The sequence below is a fragment of the Cognatundibacterium rugosum genome, from assembly GCF_014284365.1.
In the GTDB taxonomy this organism is placed as follows: Bacteria; Pseudomonadota; Gammaproteobacteria; order Burkholderiales; family Burkholderiaceae_D; genus Undibacterium; species Undibacterium rugosum.
The window spans coordinates 222,603-243,510 of record NZ_JACOGG010000005.1 but is presented as its reverse complement, the minus strand read 5'-3'; the positions used below and the strand labels follow the sequence as shown (position 1 = coordinate 243,510).

At 49.7% G+C, this 20,908-nt stretch carries 21 protein-coding genes; 16 read left to right on the top strand and 5 right to left on the bottom strand.

Annotated features, from left to right (window positions below; genetic code table 11):
- The coding region (locus tag H8K47_RS06950; protein ID WP_186880672.1) for an IS3 family transposase at nucleotides 1–93 on the top strand (93 nt) is incomplete at its 5' end.
- A 67-nt stretch (nucleotides 94–160) separates the two neighbouring features.
- Here H8K47_RS06950 and lexA read toward each other — a convergent pair.
- The gene (gene lexA, locus H8K47_RS06945; protein ID WP_186880671.1) at nucleotides 161–820 is read right to left on the bottom strand and encodes a transcriptional repressor LexA; all 660 of its coding nucleotides are present in this window, start codon (nucleotides 818–820) and stop codon (nucleotides 161–163) included.
- A gap of 242 nt (nucleotides 821–1,062) precedes the next feature.
- On the opposite strand from lexA, the gene rpsF reads away from it, so the two are divergent.
- The 7 genes from rpsF to H8K47_RS06910 all read left to right on the top strand — a co-directional run bounded on the left by rpsF (nucleotide 1,063) and on the right by H8K47_RS06910 (nucleotide 5,945).
- Nucleotides 1,063–1,431, top strand: coding sequence for a 30S ribosomal protein S6 (gene rpsF, locus H8K47_RS06940; protein ID WP_162019386.1), 369 nt, complete (start codon nucleotides 1,063–1,065; stop codon nucleotides 1,429–1,431).
- A gap of 32 nt (nucleotides 1,432–1,463) precedes the next feature.
- On the top strand, nucleotides 1,464–1,763 hold the full coding sequence (priB, locus tag H8K47_RS06935; protein ID WP_186880670.1) for a primosomal replication protein N: 300 nt from the start codon (nucleotides 1,464–1,466) through the stop codon (nucleotides 1,761–1,763).
- Nucleotides 1,764–1,772: 9 nt separating this feature from the next.
- Nucleotides 1,773–2,057: a 30S ribosomal protein S18 gene (gene rpsR, locus H8K47_RS06930; RefSeq protein WP_162019384.1), complete on the top strand. Its 285-nt coding sequence runs from the start codon at nucleotides 1,773–1,775 to the stop codon at nucleotides 2,055–2,057.
- Nucleotides 2,058–2,084: 27 nt separating this feature from the next.
- Nucleotides 2,085–2,537 carry a 50S ribosomal protein L9 gene (gene rplI, locus H8K47_RS06925; protein WP_186880669.1) on the top strand — a complete coding sequence of 151 codons (453 nt, stop codon included), beginning with the start codon at nucleotides 2,085–2,087 and terminating at the stop codon, nucleotides 2,535–2,537.
- 160 nt (nucleotides 2,538–2,697) lie between these two features.
- Nucleotides 2,698–4,089, top strand: a complete 1,392-nt coding sequence (locus tag H8K47_RS06920; protein WP_186880692.1) for a replicative DNA helicase — start codon at nucleotides 2,698–2,700, stop codon at nucleotides 4,087–4,089.
- Nucleotides 4,090–4,194: 105 nt separating this feature from the next.
- Nucleotides 4,195–4,821, top strand: a complete 627-nt coding sequence (locus H8K47_RS06915; protein WP_162019382.1) for a DUF47 domain-containing protein — start codon at nucleotides 4,195–4,197, stop codon at nucleotides 4,819–4,821.
- Between the two features lie 113 nt (nucleotides 4,822–4,934).
- Nucleotides 4,935–5,945: an inorganic phosphate transporter gene (locus H8K47_RS06910; RefSeq protein WP_186880668.1), complete on the top strand. Its 1,011-nt coding sequence runs from the start codon at nucleotides 4,935–4,937 to the stop codon at nucleotides 5,943–5,945.
- 58 nt (nucleotides 5,946–6,003) lie between these two features.
- On the opposite strand, the gene H8K47_RS06905 is transcribed toward H8K47_RS06910, so the two are convergent.
- The 3 genes from H8K47_RS06905 to H8K47_RS06895 all read right to left on the bottom strand — a co-directional run bounded on the left by H8K47_RS06905 (nucleotide 6,004) and on the right by H8K47_RS06895 (nucleotide 10,532).
- Entirely contained in the window at nucleotides 6,004–6,762 is a 759-nt protein-coding gene (locus H8K47_RS06905) for a LytR/AlgR family response regulator transcription factor (protein WP_186880667.1), read from the bottom strand.
- A gap of 7 nt (nucleotides 6,763–6,769) precedes the next feature.
- Nucleotides 6,770–8,083 (bottom strand): sensor histidine kinase, encoded by a 1,314-nt coding sequence (locus H8K47_RS06900; protein WP_186880666.1) that lies wholly within the window; start codon nucleotides 8,081–8,083, stop codon nucleotides 6,770–6,772.
- 178 nt (nucleotides 8,084–8,261) lie between these two features.
- Nucleotides 8,262–10,532 carry a bifunctional diguanylate cyclase/phosphodiesterase gene (locus tag H8K47_RS06895; RefSeq protein WP_186880665.1) on the bottom strand — a complete coding sequence of 757 codons (2,271 nt, stop codon included), beginning with the start codon at nucleotides 10,530–10,532 and terminating at the stop codon, nucleotides 8,262–8,264.
- A 271-nt stretch (nucleotides 10,533–10,803) separates the two neighbouring features.
- Between H8K47_RS06895 and aroC the strand changes: the two genes are divergently transcribed.
- Nucleotides 10,804–11,877, top strand: a complete 1,074-nt coding sequence (gene aroC / locus H8K47_RS06890; RefSeq protein ID WP_186880664.1) for a chorismate synthase — start codon at nucleotides 10,804–10,806, stop codon at nucleotides 11,875–11,877.
- Here aroC and H8K47_RS06885 read toward each other — a convergent pair.
- Nucleotides 11,847–12,152: a hypothetical protein gene (locus H8K47_RS06885; RefSeq protein WP_186880663.1), complete on the bottom strand. Its 306-nt coding sequence runs from the start codon at nucleotides 12,150–12,152 to the stop codon at nucleotides 11,847–11,849. The two genes, aroC and H8K47_RS06885, sit on opposite strands and share 31 nt — an antisense overlap.
- Nucleotides 12,153–12,192: 40 nt before the next feature.
- Here H8K47_RS06885 and leuC point away from each other — a divergent pair, with 40 nt between their 5' ends.
- The 7 genes from leuC (at nucleotide 12,193) to truA (ending at nucleotide 20,777) form a co-directional block, all read left to right on the top strand.
- Nucleotides 12,193–13,596: a 3-isopropylmalate dehydratase large subunit gene (leuC, locus tag H8K47_RS06880; RefSeq protein WP_186880662.1), complete on the top strand. Its 1,404-nt coding sequence runs from the start codon at nucleotides 12,193–12,195 to the stop codon at nucleotides 13,594–13,596.
- A gap of 28 nt (nucleotides 13,597–13,624) precedes the next feature.
- Nucleotides 13,625–13,747 (top strand): entericidin A/B family lipoprotein, encoded by a 123-nt coding sequence (locus H8K47_RS06875; protein ID WP_186880661.1) that lies wholly within the window; start codon nucleotides 13,625–13,627, stop codon nucleotides 13,745–13,747.
- A 23-nt stretch (nucleotides 13,748–13,770) separates the two neighbouring features.
- Nucleotides 13,771–14,418, top strand: coding sequence for a 3-isopropylmalate dehydratase small subunit (gene leuD, locus H8K47_RS06870; protein WP_186880660.1), 648 nt, complete (start codon nucleotides 13,771–13,773; stop codon nucleotides 14,416–14,418).
- A 93-nt stretch (nucleotides 14,419–14,511) separates the two neighbouring features.
- On the top strand, nucleotides 14,512–15,585 hold the full coding sequence (gene leuB, locus H8K47_RS06865) for a 3-isopropylmalate dehydrogenase (RefSeq protein WP_186880659.1): 1,074 nt from the start codon (nucleotides 14,512–14,514) through the stop codon (nucleotides 15,583–15,585).
- Nucleotides 15,586–15,639: 54 nt separating this feature from the next.
- Entirely contained in the window at nucleotides 15,640–16,767 is a 1,128-nt protein-coding gene (asd, locus tag H8K47_RS06860; protein WP_186880658.1) for an aspartate-semialdehyde dehydrogenase, read from the top strand.
- A gap of 297 nt (nucleotides 16,768–17,064) precedes the next feature.
- Entirely contained in the window at nucleotides 17,065–19,872 is a 2,808-nt protein-coding gene (locus H8K47_RS06855) for a FimV/HubP family polar landmark protein (RefSeq protein ID WP_186880657.1), read from the top strand.
- Between the two features lie 86 nt (nucleotides 19,873–19,958).
- Complete coding sequence (truA, locus tag H8K47_RS06850) at nucleotides 19,959–20,777, top strand: tRNA pseudouridine(38-40) synthase TruA (protein WP_186880656.1); 819 nt, start codon at nucleotides 19,959–19,961, stop codon at nucleotides 20,775–20,777.
- Nucleotides 20,778–20,908 lie beyond the last annotated feature (131 nt).

Genomic DNA, 20,908 nt, shown 5'->3' with positions numbered 1-20,908 from the left:
GACTACATCCACTACTATAATCATGACCGTATAAAACTGAAATTAAAAGGGCTGAGTCCTGTTCAATACAGGAATCAGCCCTTGGCCACGTAACTATCAAGCTGTCCAACTAAATGGGGTCACTTCATAGTTCCAGGGCGTTTTTTATTGATGAGTTAGATTAAGCCCAGCTGCGCATCAGGCCGACTGCCAGGCCCTCGAGTGAAAATAATTGTTCGTCGCGCTCGATGCGTATGACGGGATAGTCTGGGTTTTCTGGCAGCAATTCGATCAGGTTGCCAGTTTTTTTGTAGCGCTTGACGGTCACGTCGTCACCGATACGGGCTACGACAATTTGTCCGTTTCTGGCACTGTCGCTGCGTCGCACTGCGAGTAAGTCGCCATCTAGTATTCCTGCGTCGCGCATAGACATACCCCTGACCTTCAAAAGAAAATCCGGTTTAGCGGAGAAAATACCGGGGTCTACGGTGTAATTGCTCTCTATATGTTCAGAGGCAAGAATGGGTGAGCCAGCAGCAACTCTCCCCACTAGTGGCAGCGAAATATGGTTGCTACTTTCTTGATTTTGCTTGCTCTTTAACATGCCAGTGATATGGCTGGACAGCTCAGACTCCAGCAGACGTATGCCGCGTGAGGTGCCTGCCGCGATTTCAATCACACCTTTGCGCGCCAGGGCTTGTAAATGTTCTTCGGCGGCATTGGTAGAGCGAAAGCCTAACTCACTTGCTATCTCTGCCCTGGTGGGCGGGAAGCCGGTATGGTGTATGGCATCCTTGATCAGATTGAGTATCTGTTCCTGACGATTGGTTAGCTTTAGCATGGGATATCCGTAAATTGCGCTGTACGTATGAACAGTCTGTATTTTTATACAGTGTCATTGAATCTGCAAGCGCTATTTGAACTTTTCGACACAGAAAGTGCGCTGGCATGCGCTGGTGGCAGTGCGGGGCGTTGAAATAGTTTGAGTTAACCCGGGAAACCAGTTAAAATCATCGGCTTTCCTCTTCCTGCACTCGTCTTGACGCCGAGGCAGGCTATTTTTATTGTCCATAAGGAGAATATATGCGTCATTATGAAATCGTATTTATCGTACATCCGGATCAAAGCGAGCAAGTTCCGGCAATGATCGAACGTTACAAAGCCAGTGTTGTAGCCCGTGGTGGTCAGATCCACCGCGTAGAAGACTGGGGCCGTCGTCAATTGGCTTACATGATCCAGAAACTGGCAAAAGCACACTATGTTTGCATGAACATTGAGTGTGATGCAGAGACTCTGGTTGAGCTGGAAACCGCATTCAAATTCAATGATGCTGTTCTGCGCCACCTGACAGTTAAAATGAAGAAAGCTGAAACAGCACCATCTCCAATGATGAAAGCTGTTCAGAAAGAAGACGCAGCGAAAGCACAACGCGTTGAAGCGCCAGCTGCTTAATTCTTTATTTTTTAAGGTCGTGTGACAACCTGGTGAACCAACTGACTATAGTCGCTAAATTCATCGAAAAAGCTGCAGTGCGTTATACGCCGGCAGGGATTCCGATAGCGAATGGGGTGTTACTACATAGCTCACAGCAAACAGAAGCAGGCTTATCGAGACGGGTGGAAGTTGAATTGGCAGCACTGGCTGCCGGTGAACAGTCCAAAATTGTTTCGGATTTGCCACTCGATGTTGAGTTTTGTTTTACCGGGTTTTTAGCACGCAAAAATCGCAACAGCAAAAGTCTCGTTTTTCATATTACTGAAGTCGGGACACATTTACTTGATTAGGAGCCAAAAATGGCATTCGGTAAAAAATTTGATAAAAGCAAATTGAAGCAAAAGCGTCAGCAACAAAATCCTTTGTTCAAGCGTAAAAAATTCTGCCGCTTCACAGCAGCACACGTAGAAAAAGTGGACTACAAAGACGTAGACACTTTGAAAGATTTCGTACAAGAGAACGGCAAGATTATGCCTGCACGTTTGACAGGTACTAAAGCACTGTACCAGCGTCAAGTTGACACAGCGATCAAGCGCGCACGCTACTTAGCGTTGCTGCCTTACACTGATCTGCACACAGCGTAATTGACGACCAAGTATTAGGAGAAAAATATGCAAGTTATTCTGATGGATAAAGTCGTTAATCTCGGCAACCTGGGTGATGTAGTTCGTGTAAAAGATGGTTACGCACGTAACTTCCTGATTCCACAACGTATGGCACGTCGTGCTACTGCAGCTGCAATCGCTGAATTTGAAGCGAAGCGTGCAGATCTGGAAAAAGCTGCTGCTGAGAAATTGGCTGCTGCGCAGGCTCAAGGTGAAAAACTGGAAGGTTCTACTGTTCAAGTTGCTCAAAAAGCTGGTGTTGATGGTCGTTTGTTTGGTTCCGTAACCAACTTTGACATCGCTGAAGCCTTGGCAAAACAAGGTTTCACAGTTGAAAAAGCACAAGTGCGCCTGCCACAAGGCCCACTGAAAGTAGTTGGCGAGCACGCAGTATCTGTTGCATTGCACACAGACGTTGTTGTGAACGTGACTATCTCTGTTGTGGCTGAACAAGCTTAAGCTGAGTTCGCGTCTTAAAAAAGCCGGGTTTAACCCGGCTTTTTTATTTTCTGCAAATAAATAATTTATACAATTTCAGGTTTGTTGTTATGTGTGAACAGCGCAAATCAAGCTATTTTGTGTTGTTTGGGAAATTGATTTAGCAGGTATAATGCGCGCCATGAAAGCAGCTTCTGACCCACAACTTGACGCGATACGCGTACCTCCTCATTCCATCGAAGCAGAGCAATCTGTTCTGGGTGGTTTGTTACTTGATAATGCAGCTTGGGATCGCATTGCCGATTTCATCAGCGAAGAGGATTTTTATCGCTATGACCACAGGATTATTTTCCAATGCATGGTCAAGCTGATTAACAGTTCCAGGCCGGCCGACGTGATTACGGTGTATGAGGCACTGAGCGTACAGGGGAAGGCAGAAGAGGCTGGTGGGCTGACTTATCTGAACGCCCTGGCGCAAAATACACCTTCAGCTGCCAATATCCGGCGTTATGCTGAAATCGTGCGTGATCGTGGCGTTTTGCGGAAATTGATTACGGTCTCTGATGAGATTGCGGGTAATGCTTTTAATCCTCAGGGTAAAGAAGTCAAGCAAATGCTGGATGAGGCGGAGTCAAAGATTTTCGCTATTGCAGAGGAAGGCGCACGTGGTGCTCAAGGGTTTCAGGCGATTCAGCCTTTATTGACCCAAGTGGTTGAACGGATTGATGAGCTGTATAACCGGGACAATCAAAATGATATTACGGGTGTCCCGACCGGGTTTGTCGATCTGGATAAGATGACTTCAGGTTTGCAGCCTGGTGATCTGGTGATTGTTGCGGGTCGTCCTTCGATGGGTAAGACCGCGTTTTCTCTGAATATCGGTGAAAACGTCGCCATTGACAGCGGTTTACCGGTTGCAGTGTTTTCGATGGAGATGGGCGGCGCACAGCTGGCAATGCGTATGCTGGGTTCGGTAGGGCGTCTCGATCAGAGTCGTTTGCGTATTGGTAAATTGTCGGATGAAGATTGGCCGAAACTGACGCATGCCATTCAAAAAATGAATGAAGCGCAGTTGTATATTGATGAGACGCCGGCGCTGAGTTCGATCGAGTTGCGTGCCCGTTCCCGACGTCTGGCGCGGCAATGCGGTAAGCTGGGTTTGATTATCGTCGACTACCTGCAGCTGATGTCAGCTAACGTTGCCGGTGAAAATCGTGCCACAGAAATTTCAGAAATTTCCCGAAATCTGAAAGGTCTGGCCAAGGAATTGAATTGCCCTGTGATCGCTTTGTCGCAGTTGAACCGGTCGCTGGAACAGCGCCCGAATAAGCGCCCGGTCATGTCAGATTTGCGTGAATCCGGCGCTATTGAGCAGGACGCCGACGTGATCATGTTTATTTACCGTGATCAGGTTTATAACCCGGACTCTCCTGATAAGGGGACGGCAGAAATTATTATTGGTAAGCAACGTAATGGTCCGATAGGCAGCGTACGCTTAACCTTCCTGGGTGAGTACACCAAGTTTGATAATTACGTGGGCTCCCTGTCTATTTATGGAGACAGTGAGTCCTGATGTAGCAGCGCTTGCGTAATAACGCGCTGGGTTTTGTTTTTTGTTTTCGACCAATTGAATCCATGAAATTGGTTCTTGTAATTTTCTATTTTCAGTGAGAAAAAAATGTTTGGACGTTTGATGCCTACAGAAGGCAAATTCTTTGAGCTTTTCAACCAGCACGCTGATTTGTGTGTCAAAGGTTCTAAAGAAATGCTGGCTTTGATGACCAATTTCGACGATCTCGAAAACCGTGTTCATGCGATCGAAGGTATAGAAAAACAAGCTGATGCAGTGACTTACAACACCATTGAGTTACTGCATAAGACATTTATTACGCCAATAGACCGTGATGATATCCATAAGCTCATCACACGCATGGATGATATTCTGGATTTGCTGGAAGATGCGGGTCAAACCATCTCCCTGTATGACATCCGTGAAATCACGCCTGAAGCCAAGCGTCTGGCTGAACTGTGCCTGGCTTGTGCTGAAAAAGTCAAAGCAGCGGTAGGCCTGCTGCATAACATGAATAACTCGCGCGAAATTCTGACGATTTGTGAAGAAATCGACAGACTGGAATCGGATGCTGATCATGTGATGCGTGCAGCGATGTCCAAGCTGTTCCGCGATGAGCCTGATGTACGCAATCTGATCAAACTGAAAGCGATCTACGAGATTCTGGAAACCGTGACTGACCGTTGCGAAGACGTCGCGAATATCATCGAAGGCATCATTGTAGAGAACGCATAATTTCCCTCCTGGATAGTGTTTAACCGATCAGCCTGCGGGCTGATCAGGATTGATTGATCGGGGCTGGCAGTTTTGCCGGCGCTATATAGAGTAGATAGAGCAGAGTAAATTTCATGCAAACTTTACAAATTAGCATATATGTCATTGCAGGCTTAGTCGTGCTGGCATTGCTATTTGATTTTATGAACGGTTTTCACGATGCAGCAAATGCGATCGCAACAGTCGTTTCAACCGGCGTTCTGAAGCCGCAGACTGCGGTGGCCATGGCGGCGTTTTTCAATGTCATTGCGATTGTATTTTTTAAATTAAAAGTCGCTGCGATGATAGGGAAGGGCACCATAGAACCGTGGGCAATTGACCATTATGTGATTTTTGGTGCCTTGGTCGGCGCGGTATTCTGGAATCTGGTGACCTGGTATTTTGGTATTCCATCTTCGTCTTCACACGCATTGATTGGTGGACTGGTCGGCGCCGCTGTGGCCAAGTCAGGTACTGCAGCACTGATTTCCTCAGGCTTGATCTGGACGATCAGCTTCATCGTTTTATCTCCGTTACTCGGTTTCCTGCTGGGTTCATTGATGATGTTGCTGGTATCCTGGTTATTTGTACGTTCCACCCCGATGAAGGTCGATAAATGGTTCCGTCGTCTGCAATTGGTGTCGGCATCCATGTACAGTCTCGGACATGGTGGCAATGATGCGCAAAAAACGATGGGTATCATCTGGATGTTGTTGATCGCTGGTGGCTATTCGAGCACACATGACACCATGCCACCGATGTGGGTAATCCTGTCTTGCTATGCAGCGATAGGTATGGGGACTTTGTTTGGTGGCTGGCGTATTGTGAAAACGATGGGGCAGAAAATCACTAAACTGAAACCGGTTGGCGGTTTCTGTGCTGAAACTGGTGGTGCAATTACGCTGTTCATTGCAACCGCAATGGGTATTCCGGTGTCAACCACGCATACGATTACCGGTGCAATTGTTGGTGTTGGCTCGTCACAAAAAATGTCTGCTGTGCGTTGGGGTGTTGCAGGTAATATTGTTTGGGCCTGGGTGCTCACGATACCGGCTTCTGCGTTTGTCGCAGCAATCGCCTGGTGGGTAGGTAAGCAAATTTTGTAATAAAAAAACCGGAGTCAGCTCCGGTTTTTTTATGCCTGCTTACGTGGCTGGAGGGGAGTCACATTTGTTTGAACAGATGCACAAAGCTCCTGCTTACTTCCAGTTTTTCAGTTGATCCTTTGATTTGTACCAGATGGCGTCCGCGCAGATCGCGTACCACACCTGAAATAGCTTTCGCATTGACCAGCGTGGAGCGGTGGATTTGCCAGAACAGTGCCGGATCGAGTTCTTCGGCCAGGTCACGCACGGGTTTTCTGATCAGCGCTTCATAGTTGCTGGTTTGTACCCGCGTGTATTTTTCGTCAGACTGGAAAAACAAAATTTCTTCTACCGGGATCAGGCGCAACTCCTGACCTATCGATGCCTGTATCCACTGCAGATAAGCCGGTCTACTGGCAATACCCATTTGCTTGGCGAGTTGTCCAAGTAGCTGACTCATATCCGCAGGCTGGGCCTGTGCCTGTAAGCGCGCTTTGAGGCGTTCTATGGTTTTACCAAGGCGCTCCAGGTCAGCAGGCTTTAGAACGTAATCGACAGCGCCATGTTCAAAGGCTTGAATCGCATATTGATCATAGGCCGTGATGAAGACGATGTGGGTCTGGCTACCTATCTCTTTTGCAGCCTCAAGGCCGGTTTTGATCGGCATACGGATGTCGAGGAATACCAGGTCAGGGTGATGTTGGGCGACCAGCTGTACGGCTTCTTCACCATTTTTTGCTTCGTCCAGTATTTGCAATTCAGGCCAGGCTTGTTCCAGGCGTGAGCGCAACTGGTCGCGCATCAATCGTTCGTCATCGGCAATAATCGCGGTTGGCATAGTCTGTTCAGTGAGCTAATTCGTAAGGGATTTCTATCGTGACACAGACCCCGCTAGGCTGGTTAGGCGTAATGATCATCTGTGCTTTTTCTTTATACAATAGTTTCAGGCGTTCACGGATATTTTGCAATCCTAATCCAGTGCCATTGCTGGGCATCGCGCCAAAGCCCAGGCCATCGTCGGTGACAGAGACGCGCAACTTACTGTGAGCGACTTCGACCCGGAACCGTATCGTACCGCCTTCTGCTTTACATTCCAGGCCATGCTTGATCGCGTTTTCCACCAGCGACTGCAGCATCATGGGCGGGAAGGAGGCGCTCCTTAATCCTTCCGGCATCACAAAGTCGATGTTCAGGCGTTCTTCCATGCGCATCTTCAGCAGATCCAGATAGGATTTGATCATGTCAGCTTCGCGCCCGAGATTGGTGGTGGAAGCATTTTCCCGCATTTGCGGCAGCACAGCACGCAGATAACTGATCAGGCAGCGCTGCATGGCAGCTGCACGCGGAGGATCGGTTTCTATCAAGTGTTCAACCGAGGCCAGCGTGTTAAACAAGAAGTGTGGTTCAACCTGAGCCTGCATCATTTGCATTTGCGCTTCGCTGACCTGGCGTAGCAGTGATTCGCGCTCTGCAGCAAGACCTGCCTCTTTGGCTTTCTCTTCTGCGCGGACTTTGCCGCCCATTAGTATTTTCATGCCGAATAAACCGAAGATGGCCAGCAGCACAAAATTGGCGAACCATTTTGACGACGTCTTCTTGTAGCTTCTGACTTCTTCATCAGCCGCATCGGCGACTGCATTATTGATTTCATTGCTGATTTCACGCGCGACTTCTGGGGGCAGTTTAATATGGATATCGTCGCCATTTTTTATTTCATGCGCTCCCGGTGTTGCGGGTGTGGCTGGTGTCGCCGGTGTTGCTGGTGTTGCCGCCGTTGCGGATGGATTGCTTGTGCCGGGCTCAGTTAAGACTCGGATTCCATTTTCGTCAATTTCTATCTGCTTACCTTTGCCGTCATTGCCAGGCTTTCGGATGCGGATGCCAGTTTCATCAATATCGATATTGGCATCGCCTTCTATGGTATGGGTGGACTTCTTACTTTTCTTATTCGGACTCTTACTGACAACAATACTTTCTTCCGATGTGAATATTGTGTCTTGTAGTATGGCGCCTGCAGCCATGAGCAGAATCGCAAAAATGAAGAACTTCCACCAGGATAGCTGGGTTACCCATGCAGCCGTTTTATCAAAGCTGCGGCTCAGCCAGCCACTGAAATCGCTGAGTATTGTTTTAAGCGTGTCTGCCGTGTTTGGATTCATGATTTACTCTCTTCTAAAGGCGCTCGTCTATCCGGCATCTGGATATCCGGTGCAATGCAACTTACATGTTTGTACTCTAGAGAAATATAAGTTGCTTTGCCACGAGATTGCGATAGGGAGTAAAAAACGGGGGATAGAATGCCAATCAGTGAAACTCCATCGTATGCAATGCACAGAGTCAGCTTTGATTTGAGCTCAGTTGCGGCTGGGTGCGTTGCTGCAGCCAGGTACGTAAGTCTTGCTGGGTCAGTGGCTTCGCGTAGAAATAGCCTTGTGCGAGGAAGCATCCGTATTCTTGCAGGGTATTGGCCTGCATTTGATTTTCTACGCCCTCAGCAATGATAGTCAGACCCAGATTTTGGCCTAACTGGACGATCATTTTGGCAATACTGCCTTCACTTGCATCTTGCTGGATATCGTTGACAAATGCGCGGTCTATCTTGAGTTTATCAACATCCAGTTTTTGCAAGTGACTCAAAGATGAAAATCCGGTTCCGAAATCATCGATCGAGATGTTGACCCCAAGTTGCTTGATCTGGTGCAGGGTTTTGATCAGCAAATCCGGGTCCTTCATTGCCATGGATTCCGTGATTTCCAGCTCTACAAATTCAGGTGGCGCCTTGGTGTCTTGTAAGGCTTTGTGCAGAGACTGCATAAACAAAGGATGCGAAAACTGTGCTTGCGAGACATTGATCGCCATTTGAAATTCCGTGTACCCGATACTACGCAGATGAACCAGTTCGTACAAGGCGCTGCGCAGCACCCATTCGCCGATGTCGACGATCAGTCCGGAGTATTCAGCAATAGGAATAAACTGATCCGGGGGGATAAATTTCCCCTCGTCGGTACGCCAGCGTAACAGTGCTTCCGCCCCCAAGGCTTTACCTGTACGCATATCTATTTGTGGCTGGTACACCAGAAACAGGCGCTCATGTTCAAACGCAGCGCGTAAAGCGTGCATCAGCAGCACCCGTTCCCGGATTTCGACTCCCATGTTGCGGGTGAAATACTCATAACCGCCGCGCTGGTTGGTCTTGGCACGTTTGAGTGCAATATTGGTGTCTTTTAAAGCCTCAGAGCCATCACCCTCGTAGTCGCCAAGTTTGATCAGACCTATCGTTGCAGATAACTGCACGTCCTGATGGTCGACCTGGAAAGGTGTGGTAAAGAGCTTGAGTATTGTGTCTGGATTGACCAGATCCTGATCGCCTAGCAGCGCAAATGTGTCGCTGCCGACCCGGGCCAGCTGGCATTGTGTGCCGAAGTGGTTGAACAGGCGTTGTGCCACTGCATACAGCAGTAAATCGCCGAATTGATGTCCCAATGCGTCATTGGTTTCCGCAAAGTGATCAATATCGATGAGCGACAGTGCACTTTTTTCCTTGAGTGGCGAGCTCAGCGTTTCGTTCAGGGTCTGTAGTAATTTGAGGCGATTCGCCAAGCCTGTCAGCAAATCGTAAAAAGCATAATTATGCAGACGTGAATTCAAAATCACATTGTCCAGACCGACCGAGACATTGCCGCAGAAAACCTCAAGCAGGCGTCTATCCATCTCGTTTAATTGCAGCCCGTTTTCAAGAAACAGGGTGAAGTCTTTTTTCTCTGCATTATTGAAATACAGCGCGGTCATGTCCGCTTCATAAATGCTCTGCTTGCTGCTCAATGAGCGGCTGACCAGATCCAGCACGGCCGGACGGTTGAGTTCCGCCAGCGAGCGGTCGACCAGTTGGGATAAGCCAGCGGTAGCAGCGATGATATGCAGATCATTGACCGTATCTTGTTCTCCCAGGGGATTTTGCCGAGCACAGACAAATCCCTCGGCATCCAGGTTAAGTAGCCCGGTCATTTGCGTCAGAACGCCGGAGGCAAAATTTTGCAGACCATGTTTTGCCATGAGTTCTGTGCTGGCATTGATGATCATTTCCAGACCACGGCGGCTGGCACTGATGGAGCAGATTTGCTCGTATGAGCGGATGGCAGAGGTGACAGCGGTATACAGTTTGGTACGGGTTAACTCGGATTTTGTTTTGTAGTCGTTGATATCATAATCGCGGATCGCATCTATTTCTGGCGCGTAGCCTGGCTGGCCAGTGCGCAAAATGATACGTACGTCAGCGAGCTGCAGCGTTTTGCGGATGTAATTGACCAGTTGCAGACCCGCATCTTCATGCTCCATTACTACGTCGAGCAGGATGATGGCGATGTCCTTTTCTTTTTGCAGAATTTCTCGTGCCTCGGCAGCAGAATAGGCATGGACAAAGCTCAGGGGGCGGTGCTGTATTTCCAGGCTACCTAAAGCAAATGTTGTTGCAGAATGGACGTCAGGATCATCATCGATAATCATGATCCGCCAGCTCGCCTGGTTTTGCGAAGCTGCCGAAAACTCATCGTGATCTGGTTCGTCAAGGAAAACCAGATCGTCTTCGATAGATTGAATCGGTGAATTCATCGGAAATGCGGCTCCATGCTGGACTTTTTTGTGCGGGACGGGGTGGAATTGTTCCTTGTGGAACTATGACATTAAAAACGATGCCAGCCAAGTCTAAAGTTTTTTTATTTGGCAATAATAAAACACTCTGTCAGTCACACTGCGTTGAATTAGCAAATTATTTTAAATTTGCCAATGATAAGCTGGTTTTTTCCATGGATTGCTTGCATGCGGCATTCCCGAAGGCTGTTAGAATGACCGATCAATCCGACTAACCTGAACTGCAAAAATTATGTCTGGCAATACATTTGGAACCTTGTTTACGGTAACTACTTTTGGTGAATCGCATGGTCCTGCGATTGGTTGTGTGGTGGATGGCTGCCCACCGGGGCTGGAATTGTGTGAGGCAGATATACAACTGGAGCTGGACCGGCGCAAACCGGGCACCTCACGTCATGTGACGCAGCGGCAGGAGCCGGATACGGTAGAGATTTTGTCCGGTGTTTACCAAGGCAAGACGACCGGGACTCCGATCGCGCTGCTGATCAGGAATCAGGATCAGCGCAGTAAAGACTATGGAAATATCACAGAGTCTTTCCGTCCCGGTCACGCCGATTTCACTTACTGGAATAAGTACGGCATCCGCGATCCGCGTGGCGGTGGCCGTTCTTCGGCGCGTCTGACTGCGCCAGTAGTCGGCGCTGCTGCGATTGCAAAAAAATGGCTGAAACAAAAATTTGGTACAGAATTTAAAGGTGGAATGACGCAACTGGGCGATATCGCTATTCCCACAGAGTCTTGGGCGCATACCTCCGCGAATCCGTTTTTTGCGCCGACTGCAGACCAGGCCCTGATTGCGCGTCTGGAGGATTATATGGATGCCTTGCGCAAGGATGGCGATTCTATCGGCGCAAAAATCGATGTGGTCGCGCAAAATGTACCGGTTGGTCTTGGAGAGCCGATTTACGACAAACTGGATGCGGAAATTGCTTACGCCATGATGGGGATTAATGCGGTCAAGGGCGTGGAAATCGGTGCAGGATTTCGTTGTGTGGCGCAAAAAGGCTCTGAGCATGGTGATGAGCTCACACCTGAAGGTTTTCTGACGAATAATGCGGGTGGTATTTTAGGGGGGATCTCAACTGGTCAGGATATCACTGTATCAATCGCCATTAAGCCTACTTCTTCGATCCGCACTCCGCGCCGATCGGTGGATAAAGATGGCAATCCGGTGATGGTAGAAACGTTTGGGCGCCATGATCCTTGCGTCGGTATTCGCGCCACACCGATTGCAGAGGCAATGCTGGCGCTGGTATTGATGGATCATGTGTTGCGTCATCGCGCCCAGTGCGGCGATGTTGCCTGATTCTCTAGTCGCGCTGCAATTTCCTGTCTCGCCGCCGACTGCAGTCCCGGCTTGCCACCACGTGTCATTGCTGATGGGGTGTTTGGCGTTCTAAATATTGATCGGAATTTTGAGTTCTCTCTTGAAGATAGCCGTTCAATATTTGGTGCATAAGCTAATAACTGATTTTTATATTGAAATTCCTTGCACCATTTTGGCTGCTTTTTTGCTTCTGCATCGCACAATTGTGGCATAATCAAATGCGAAAAAAATGTAAGTCCACTCTCCTTTATCATCTTTACACTCTCTGTTCAGAATATCTTCAGGCTTCAGATTATGCTCAAAACGCTCTATGACAAATTATGGGAATCTCATCTTGTTCACTCCGAGGACGATGGTACTGCAATCCTATACATAGATCGTCATTTGCTGCATGAAGTCACCAGTCCGCAAGCCTTTGAAGGATTGAAGCTGACCAACCGTCAGCCATGGCGCAACGCAGCTAACCTGGTCGTGGCTGATCACAATGTGCCGACCACAAATCGCGCGGGTGGTATAGCAGACCCGGTGTCACGGTTGCAGGTGGAAACGCTGGATGCGAATGCGCGCCAGTACGGCCTGACTTATTTCGGTATGAATGACAAGCGTCAGGGGATTGTGCATGTGATCGGACCTGAGCAAGGCGCAACTTTGCCTGGTATGACGGTGGTGTGTGGTGATTCACATACATCCACCCACGGCGCATTTGGCTGCCTGGCACACGGTATTGGTACCTCTGAAGTCGAACACGTGCTGGCGACGCAGACACTGATCGCCAAAAAATCCAAATCCATGCTGGTCCAGGTTGACGGTGTTTTACCTAAGGGTGTTACCGCAAAAGATATCGTACTCGCAGTGATCGGTCGCATCGGAACTGCAGGTGGTACGGGCTATGCCATAGAATTTGCCGGCAGCGCGATCCGTGGCTTGTCGATGGAAGGTCGTATGACCATCTGTAATATGGCCATCGAGGCCGGGGCGCGCGCAGGTATGGTAGCGGTTGATCAAACGACAATCGATTATGTGCGTGGACGCCCGTTCTCGCCGGTTGGCCCGCAATGGGATCGCGCAGTCGAATACTGGAAAACGCTGCATTCCGATGCTGGCGCCAAATTTGATTTGGTCGTGACACTGAATGCCGCTGAAATTTTGCCGCAAGTGACTTGGGGTACTTCACCTGAAATGGTGGTGGCTGTGGATGCGCGCGTGCCTGATCCTGATCTGGAAAAAGACCCGGTCAAACGTGATGCGATAGAAAAAGCACTGGTCTATATGGCATTGAAGCCAAACACCGCGATCTCTGATATCCGGATTGATAAAGTTTTTATCGGTTCCTGCACCAATTCCCGTATCGAGGATTTGCGCGAAGCCGCTGCTGTCGTGCGCGGTAAGTTCCGTGCCTCGAACGTGAAACTGGCAATGGTTGTGCCTGGTTCAGGTCTGGTCAAAGAGCAGGCCGAACGTGAAGGTCTGGATAAAATTTTCCGCGATGCCGGTTTTGAATGGCGCGAACCGGGATGTTCGATGTGCCTGGCGATGAATGCCGACCGGCTGGAACCGGGTGAGCGTTGCGCTTCTACTTCTAACCGTAATTTTGAAGGACGTCAGGGGCAGGGCGGCCGCACGCATCTGGTCTCTCCGGCGATGGCAGCTGCGGCTGGTATTGAGGGGCACTTCGTTGATGTGCGCCGTTTATCCTGATTCAGCAAAATAAGTAAAAGGAAATAGTATGAAAAAATTATTCGCCCTGATCCTGTGTGCCTCCGCCCTGTCAGCCTGCAATACCGTGCAAGGTATTGGTAAGGATGTCAAAAAGGCTGGCGAGGCAGTTGAGAATGCAGCTAAAAAATAAGAAAAACACGACTGGTTTGCTATATGGATAAATTCACTTTATTAAATGGTCTGGTCGCTCCTATGGACAGAGCGAATGTCGATACAGATGCGATCATTCCCAAGCAGTTCTTGAAATCGATCAAGCGTTCTGGCTTCGGTCCGAATCTTTTCGATGAATGGCGTTATCTCGATCACGGTGAACCGGGTATGGATAATGGCCAGCGTCCTCTGAATCCGGACTTTGTCTTGAACCAGCCGCGTTATCAGGGTGCGTCTGTGCTGCTGGCGCGTAAAAATTTCGGTTGCGGCTCTTCGCGTGAACATGCACCGTGGGCATTGGAACAATTTGGATTCAAGGTCATTATTGCACCAAGTTTTGCAGATATTTTCTTTAATAATTGCTACAAAAATGGCTTGTTGCCAGTCGTGCTGACTGAGGCGCAGGTAGACCAGCTATTCAATCAGGTCAAAGCTTTCCCTGGATTTCATCTGGTGGTCGATCTGAATCAACAGACTGTGAGCACGAGCGATGGTGCGATCAATTTCCATTTTGAGATAGATCCTTTCCGCAAATACTGTCTGATGAATGGTCTGGATGATATTGGTTTAACTCTGCGTCATGCTGACAAAATCCGTGCGTTTGAAGAACGTCACTTGCAAGCACAACCCTGGTTGCAAAACACGATATAAACGAATGCGTATCCAGACGCCGTTGATGGTGTGCGTCTGGCCTCAGTTCTGACTGACTGGAATGCAGTCGGCAGCTTAAGGAAAAAAGAATAAATGAAAATTGCAATTTTGCCCGGTGATGGTATTGGTCCTGAAATCGTAGAGCAGGCCGTGCATGTGCTGAATGCACTCGATGAACAGTTTGAAATGGAGATCGCACCGGTCGGCGGTGCTGGATATGAAGCTGCTGGCCATCCTTTGCCTGAAGCCACCTTGAAGCTGGCGCAGGACGCGGACGCGGTATTGTTCGGTTCAGTCGGTGATTGGAAATACGATACGCTGGAACGTGCATTGCGCCCTGAGCAGGCCATCCTCGGTTTGCGTAAAAATCTGAAGCTGTTCGCAAATCTGCGTCCTGCGATTTTGTATCCTGAACTGGCGGGTGCTTCCACGCTGAAGCCAGAAGTGGTGTCGGGACTGGATATACTGATTATTCGTGAACTGACCGGCGACATTTATTTTGGCCAGCCACGTGGTGTGCGTGAGTGTCCGGATGGTCCGTTCAAGGGTGAGCGAGAAGGTTTCGATACCATGCGCTACGCGGAAACAGAAATTCGCCGTATTGCGCATGTCGCTTTCCAGACTGCGCAGAAACGTGGCAAACGTCTGACCAGCGTCGATAAGGCAAATGTGTTGGAAACATTCCAGTTCTGGAAAGATATCGTGAGCGATGTACATCGCGAATATCCGGATGTCGCTCTGGACCATATGTATGTCGATAACGCTGCGATGCAATTGGTGCGCGCCCCGAAAAAGTTCGATGTCATCGTGACTGGCAATATGTTTGGCGATATTTTGTCGGATGCGGCAGCAATGCTGACGGGCTCAATTGGCATGTTGCCGTCGGCATCGCTGGATGCAAACAATAAAGGCTTGTATGAGCCTTCTCATGGTTCGGCACCGGATATCGCGGGTAAGGGAATCGCTAATCCGCTAGCCACTATTCTGTCGGCGGCGATGATGTTGCGTTATTCATTAAACAAAGCAGAGCAGGCAGACCGTATAGAAGCGGCAGTCAAAGCGGTGCTGGCGCAAGGTTTGCGCACACCGGATATTTACGAAGCCGGTACTGCCAAGGTAGGAACGGCAGAGATGGGGCAGGCGGTGGTGGCGGCTTTAGCACGTTAAAGTCGTCAGAGACGATGAAAGCAGGTGTGGGCTATCCTGCAATTTAAAGGAAAAATGATGAAACTGGTTGGTTTGGTTGGTTGGCGTGGCATGGTGGGTTCGGTTCTGATGCAGCGTATGCAGGAAGAAGATGACTTCGTGCATATAGAGCCTGTGTTTTTTTCTACATCGAATACGGGTGGTCAGGCACCTGCGATGGCAAAAAACGAAAAGACACTGAAGGACGCAAATAATATTGATGAACTCAAGAAATGCGACATCATTATTACCTGCCAGGGCGGCGACTACACGAACGCAGTTTTCCCGCAATTGCGTGCAGCTGGCTGGAATGGTCACTGGATTGATGCCGCGTCCAGCCTGCGTATGAATGACGATGCCGTCATCGTACTGGATCCTGTCAACCTGCCGGTGATCAAGGATGCACTGGTTAAAGGTCAGAAAAACTGGATTGGTGGTAATTGCACCGTCAGTTGTATGTTAATGGGTGTTGGCGCCTTGTATAAGGCTGGTCTGGTTGAATGGATGAGTACCCAGACTTATCAGGCGGCGTCTGGTGGTGGTGCACAACATATGCGTGAATTGCTGACGCAGTACGGAAGTTTAAATGCGGAAGTGCGTGCCTTGCTGGATGATCCTAAGAGCGCGATTCTGGAAATAGATCGCAAAATCATCGCTAAACAACGCTCGTTCTCCGATGCAGAAACGGCAAATTTTGGTGTGCCGCTCGGTGGCTCTTTAATCCCTTGGATTGATAAAGACCTTGGTGATGGCATGTCCAAAGAAGAATGGAAGGGCATGGCAGAAACCAATAAGATACTGGGGCAGGGCGAGGCCTTTGGGTCGCAGGCGGTTCCGGTGGATGGCTTCTGCATCCGTATCGGCGCGATGCGTTGCCACAGTCAGGCATTGACTTTCAAATTGAAAAAAGATGTGCCAGTTGCTGATATCGAGGCCATGATCGCGGCGGACAATGAATGGGTAAAAGTGGTGCCGAATACCCGTGAAGACAGTATCCGTGATCTGACTCCGGTTGCTGTCACTGGAACGATGACCATCCCGGTTGGGCGTATCCGTAAATTGGCGATGGGCCCTGAATATGTAGGCGCATTCACGGTCGGCGATCAGTTGCTGTGGGGGGCAGCAGAGCCTCTGCGCAGAATGTTGCGTATTTTGATAGATTGATCAGATCGTTACATCTGGTAGCAAATTAAGTTAAAAAAGGGGGGTGTTTACCTCCCTTTTTTTATGATCTGAGCCCGCCCGGCGATTTACAATAGAGAACTTCTGTTAAATGGCTGCAACGTTTCCAGGGAGTAGAGTGCAGCAACCTGGCTTAATGTATTTACCCTGTGTATAAATAGCGTTAAGCTTGCACGGCTATGTGGCTAATGTTATCGTGAAACAATATTTGTTTCTTTTGGCTTAACTAGCTAATCCCAGCGAACCCCTGTTCGCCAAATTCCCAATATGTCTGACAAAATGCATAAACAAAAAAGAACATCTGTGATTTCTCTGGGACGCAAAGCCTTAGGCGTTGCTGTGGCTTCGACTCTGATGGTGATGTCTAGCGCACACGCTACAGGCATGGGAAGGCTGACTGTATTGTCTGCTCTGGGGCAGCCACTGAAGGCTGAAATTGAGCTGACTTCGCCTGGCAAAGATGAAATCAGCTCTCTGGTGCCTAAGCTGGCTTCTGCGGATGCGTATCGTCAGGCAAATATAGAATTCAACGCGGCATTGTTATCGCTGCGATTTTCCATCGAGCCCAAGGGGGCAGGTTATATCATCAAGGTTAGCTCGACACAGGCAATGAATGAGCCATTTGTTGATATGTTGTTGGAAATGACATCATCTAATGGTAAATTGCTGCGCGAGTACACCTTCCTGCTGGATCCGGCGGAACTTAGAAATGGCCAGGCACCGCAAGTGGCGCAACCCAATTCTGTAGCGGCCAAAGCTGCACCGGAAGCGGGTAACCGTAGTTCGCAGGCGCCTGCGATTGCGATTCAGCCCTCAGCTACAAAAAAAAATACTAATGCACCTGCAGCACAAGCGGTAAAAGCCGGTACCGAGCATGTTGTTAAACCTGGCGATACGCTCAGTAAAATCGCTGGCAATTACAAACCTGACGGCGTATCACTGGATCAGATGCTGGTTGGTTTGTACCGTGCGAATCCGAATGCATTTACGGGTAAAAACATGAATCGCTTGCGTGCAGGTCAGATTCTGGTCGTGCCCGATGCAGATGCCGTCAAATCCAGTGCGGCAAGTAATGCCGAAGCCCATTCTGTGGTGATGGCACATGCAGCTGACTTTAATTCCTATCGTGGCAAATTGGCCGAGCAAGTTGAGCGTGCGCCTGCTGAAAAGCGCAGCGCAGGTAAGCAAACAGCGAGCGGTTCCATCACGGCGAAAGTAAAGGAATTACCTACTCCAACTGGTGATTCACCGGATAAACTGAAACTTTCTAAAGCCGCGCCTGCCGATGTGAAAGGCGGTAAAGGTAAGGGCGTTGCGGAAGAGGATAAGATTGCGAAAGAAAAAGCGACCGCTGAAGCGAATAGCCGCCTCAAAGAATTGGAAAAAAATGTCGGTGATTTGCAGCGTTTGCTGGATGTGAAAAATAAGGATCTGGCTGCGAAAGAAGCGGAATTAGCGTCCAAAGCCAAGCAGCAGGATAAGGCTTCCGCAACTGCGTTGACCACACCTGCTGCGGATAAAGCGAAAGTGGCTGCGTCCTTACCTGCAGCGACTGCAGTTGCTTCGGCTTCTGCAACCAAAACACCCGAAAGTGCGTCCGCGCTCGCATCTGTGCCAGTGGCAGCGTCCGCCAGTGCGACGGTGGCCAGTGATGCCTCCGCCAGTGACAAACCGGTTGTGCGTCGTAAACCTGTACCGCCGCCACCACCTCCTGCACCTGAGCCAAGTTTCTTCGAAAGCATATCCGACTGGCTGATGCCAGCTGGTATCGCTTTGATTGCAGTACTCGGTGGTGCTGGCTTCTGGGCCAGCCAGCGCAAGAAAAAAATGCAACAATTTGAAGACAGTATCCTGACCGGTTCCAGTATGAAGGCGAATTCTATGTTCGGCTCGACGGGTGGACAGAGTGTGGATACCAATAACAGTGTCTTTAATTCGAATTTTGCGCCTTCTGCCAGTCAGCTCGATGCCAATGAGGTCGATCCGGTCGCTGAGGCAGATGTGTATATTGCCTATGGACGCGATTCTCAGGCTGAGGAAATTCTGAAGGAAGCCTTGCGTACCCAGCCTGACCGCCACGCGGTGCGTCTGAAATTGCTGGAAATTTACTTTGCACGTAAAGATACTAAGCAGTTTGAGCGACTTGCCAGTGAGTTGTATGGCATGACCAGCGGTGCTGGTGATGAGTGGGCGCAGGCGGCGTCGATGGGAGTCTCGCTGGAGCCTGGTAATCCTTTGTATGCGGGTGGTCAGCTGAAGCAGGATACCTCGATTACCGCGGGCCTGGGGAATTCGACTCAGCCTTTGGAAGATCTGGACCCGGATGCGCTGCTGGGGAATTCCTTGTCGCGCGATATGCTGGAAGCGATCAGTATCATAGACACCGCATCCCATGCGGAAAACAAAGATACTGCTGAGCCAACTGCCAATGTTGCAGTGGATGTGCCAGATTCCGCTCAACATCTCGATGCTGGTGCGCTGGACTTTGATCTGGGTCTGGATCTGGCTGAAGTGCCGCAAATTCCTGAGCCTGTATCCGCTGCGCCCCAGCAGGAGCCGGTACCGGAGGTCGATTTTGGTGCCATCGATTTTGATTTTGGTGATGCCAAGCCAGCAGCGGAAGCGCCGGTAATTGCTGAAGCTGCGGCAACATCGGTCGATGACAGTCATTTGTTAGATTTTGATCAAGTTGACCTGGGCGCACTTGATTTTGCTTTGTCTGACACCGCTTCCGAGGCGCCGGCCAGCCACGCTGAGGAATCTTTGGCTGTACTGGATTTGCCTGCTGAAGACGAGCCGCATTCCGACGCTGAATCGCATTCAGCTGTGCCGCAGGAAATAGATCAGGCTTCGGCATTTGAGTTTGATTTGTCTGGTATCAGTCTGGATCTGCCTTCGGATGTACCTGCCCCTGAGCAACATGTGGAGGCAGATAATGCAGAAATGGCGACCAAGCTGGATCTCGCTGTGGCCTACCAGGAAATTGGTGATAAAGAAGGTGCTAAGGAATTGTTGGATGAGGTCCTGAAGGGTGGCAGTGCTGCGCAGAAAGAACGAGCGAACGCCATGTTGTTGCAGTTGGCTTAAAACAAGGTAAACTCTGGGCGGGCGCCACAATAGTTGGCGCCCGTTTTCGTTTTTTTGCGTAAGTCATATTTCTGGGAAGAGTGTCTGTGAAGCGATTAGTGTTGGGTGTGCAATATGATGGCCAGGGGTGGCGCGGTTGGCAGACGCAGCCGTCCGGGGATACTGTGCAGGATGCGCTGGAGCGTGCCTTATTCCGCTTTACCAACCAGGAAATACGCACTTTGTGTGCCGGTCGTACCGATGCGGGTGTGCATGGGTTGGAGCAGGTCGTGCATTTTGATACCGAACTGAACCGTACGTCATATTCCTGGGTCAATGGCGTAAATGCCTTTTTACCGCCGACGGTTGCAGTACAGTGGGCGAAAGAACTGGAGTTCGATGCTGATGATCAGGATCAGTTTCATGCGCGTTTCAGCGCGCGCGCCAGAACCTATCATTATGTTTTGCATAACAGTAGAATCCGTTCACCGATGTGGATAGGGCGGGCAGGCTGGGTATTTCGGCCGCTGGATCTGGGTCTGATGCAGCAGGGTGCAGCCCATTTGCTGGGGGAGCATGATTTTTCTGCATTCCGCGCTGCTGAATGTCAGGCCAAGTCGCCAGTCAAGCACATGTACGAAATACAGATACGCCAGCAAGGTGAATTGTTCGTCTTCACGCTCAGGGCTAGTGCCTTTTTGCATCACATGGTCAGGAATATTGTCGGTTCTCTCATTTTTGTTGGTACCGGAAAGCGCTCACCTGACTGGATGGCGGAAGTGCTGAGCAGTCGGGACCGCAGTGTTGCGGCACCCACTTTTATGCCAGATGGCCTGTATTTGGCTAAAATTGATTATGATCAAAAGTGGATGTTGCCTCAGCCTGCCATGCCGTTAATCCCTGGTTTCTTGTCGCTTTTGGCGTAAATGCGTCTTGTTCTCTGGTAAATACTCGGTTTTCGGTCATGAATTCCGGTAAAATGGCGCTTTGCAAAACCCAAACAGAAGGCGCTCGCCTGGGGAACGTTGCCCAGACCGGAGCGCTTTTTTTTAGCCGG

Bases quoted from the DNA above. Each gene is read 5' to 3' on its own strand.
- H8K47_RS06910 (WP_186880668.1), top strand. From the start codon at position 4,935: ATGCAAACTTTACAAATTAGCATATATGTCATTGCAGGCTTAGTCGTG.
- leuB (WP_186880659.1), top strand. From the start codon at position 14,512: ATGAAAATTGCAATTTTGCCCGGTGATGGTATTGGTCCTGAAATCGTA.
- rpsR (WP_162019384.1), top strand. From the start codon at position 1,773: ATGGCATTCGGTAAAAAATTTGATAAAAGCAAATTGAAGCAAAAGCGT.
- H8K47_RS06895 (WP_186880665.1), bottom strand. From the start codon at position 10,532: ATGAATTCACCGATTCAATCTATCGAAGACGATCTGGTTTTCCTTGAC.
- H8K47_RS06900 (WP_186880666.1), bottom strand. From the start codon at position 8,083: ATGAATCCAAACACGGCAGACACGCTTAAAACAATACTCAGCGATTTC.
- H8K47_RS06920 (WP_186880692.1), top strand. From the start codon at position 2,698: ATGAAAGCAGCTTCTGACCCACAACTTGACGCGATACGCGTACCTCCT.
- H8K47_RS06915 (WP_162019382.1), top strand. From the start codon at position 4,195: ATGTTTGGACGTTTGATGCCTACAGAAGGCAAATTCTTTGAGCTTTTC.
- aroC (WP_186880664.1), top strand. From the start codon at position 10,804: ATGTCTGGCAATACATTTGGAACCTTGTTTACGGTAACTACTTTTGGT.
- asd (WP_186880658.1), top strand. From the start codon at position 15,640: ATGATGAAACTGGTTGGTTTGGTTGGTTGGCGTGGCATGGTGGGTTCG.
- H8K47_RS06855 (WP_186880657.1), top strand. From the start codon at position 17,065: ATGCATAAACAAAAAAGAACATCTGTGATTTCTCTGGGACGCAAAGCC.
- leuC (WP_186880662.1), top strand. From the start codon at position 12,193: ATGCTCAAAACGCTCTATGACAAATTATGGGAATCTCATCTTGTTCAC.
- rplI (WP_186880669.1), top strand. From the start codon at position 2,085: ATGCAAGTTATTCTGATGGATAAAGTCGTTAATCTCGGCAACCTGGGT.
- rpsF (WP_162019386.1), top strand. From the start codon at position 1,063: ATGCGTCATTATGAAATCGTATTTATCGTACATCCGGATCAAAGCGAG.
- H8K47_RS06905 (WP_186880667.1), bottom strand. From the start codon at position 6,762: ATGCCAACCGCGATTATTGCCGATGACGAACGATTGATGCGCGACCAG.
- lexA (WP_186880671.1), bottom strand. From the start codon at position 820: ATGCTAAAGCTAACCAATCGTCAGGAACAGATACTCAATCTGATCAAG.
- H8K47_RS06885 (WP_186880663.1), bottom strand. From the start codon at position 12,152: ATGATAAAGGAGAGTGGACTTACATTTTTTTCGCATTTGATTATGCCA.
- H8K47_RS06875 (WP_186880661.1), top strand. From the start codon at position 13,625: ATGAAAAAATTATTCGCCCTGATCCTGTGTGCCTCCGCCCTGTCAGCC.
- leuD (WP_186880660.1), top strand. From the start codon at position 13,771: ATGGATAAATTCACTTTATTAAATGGTCTGGTCGCTCCTATGGACAGA.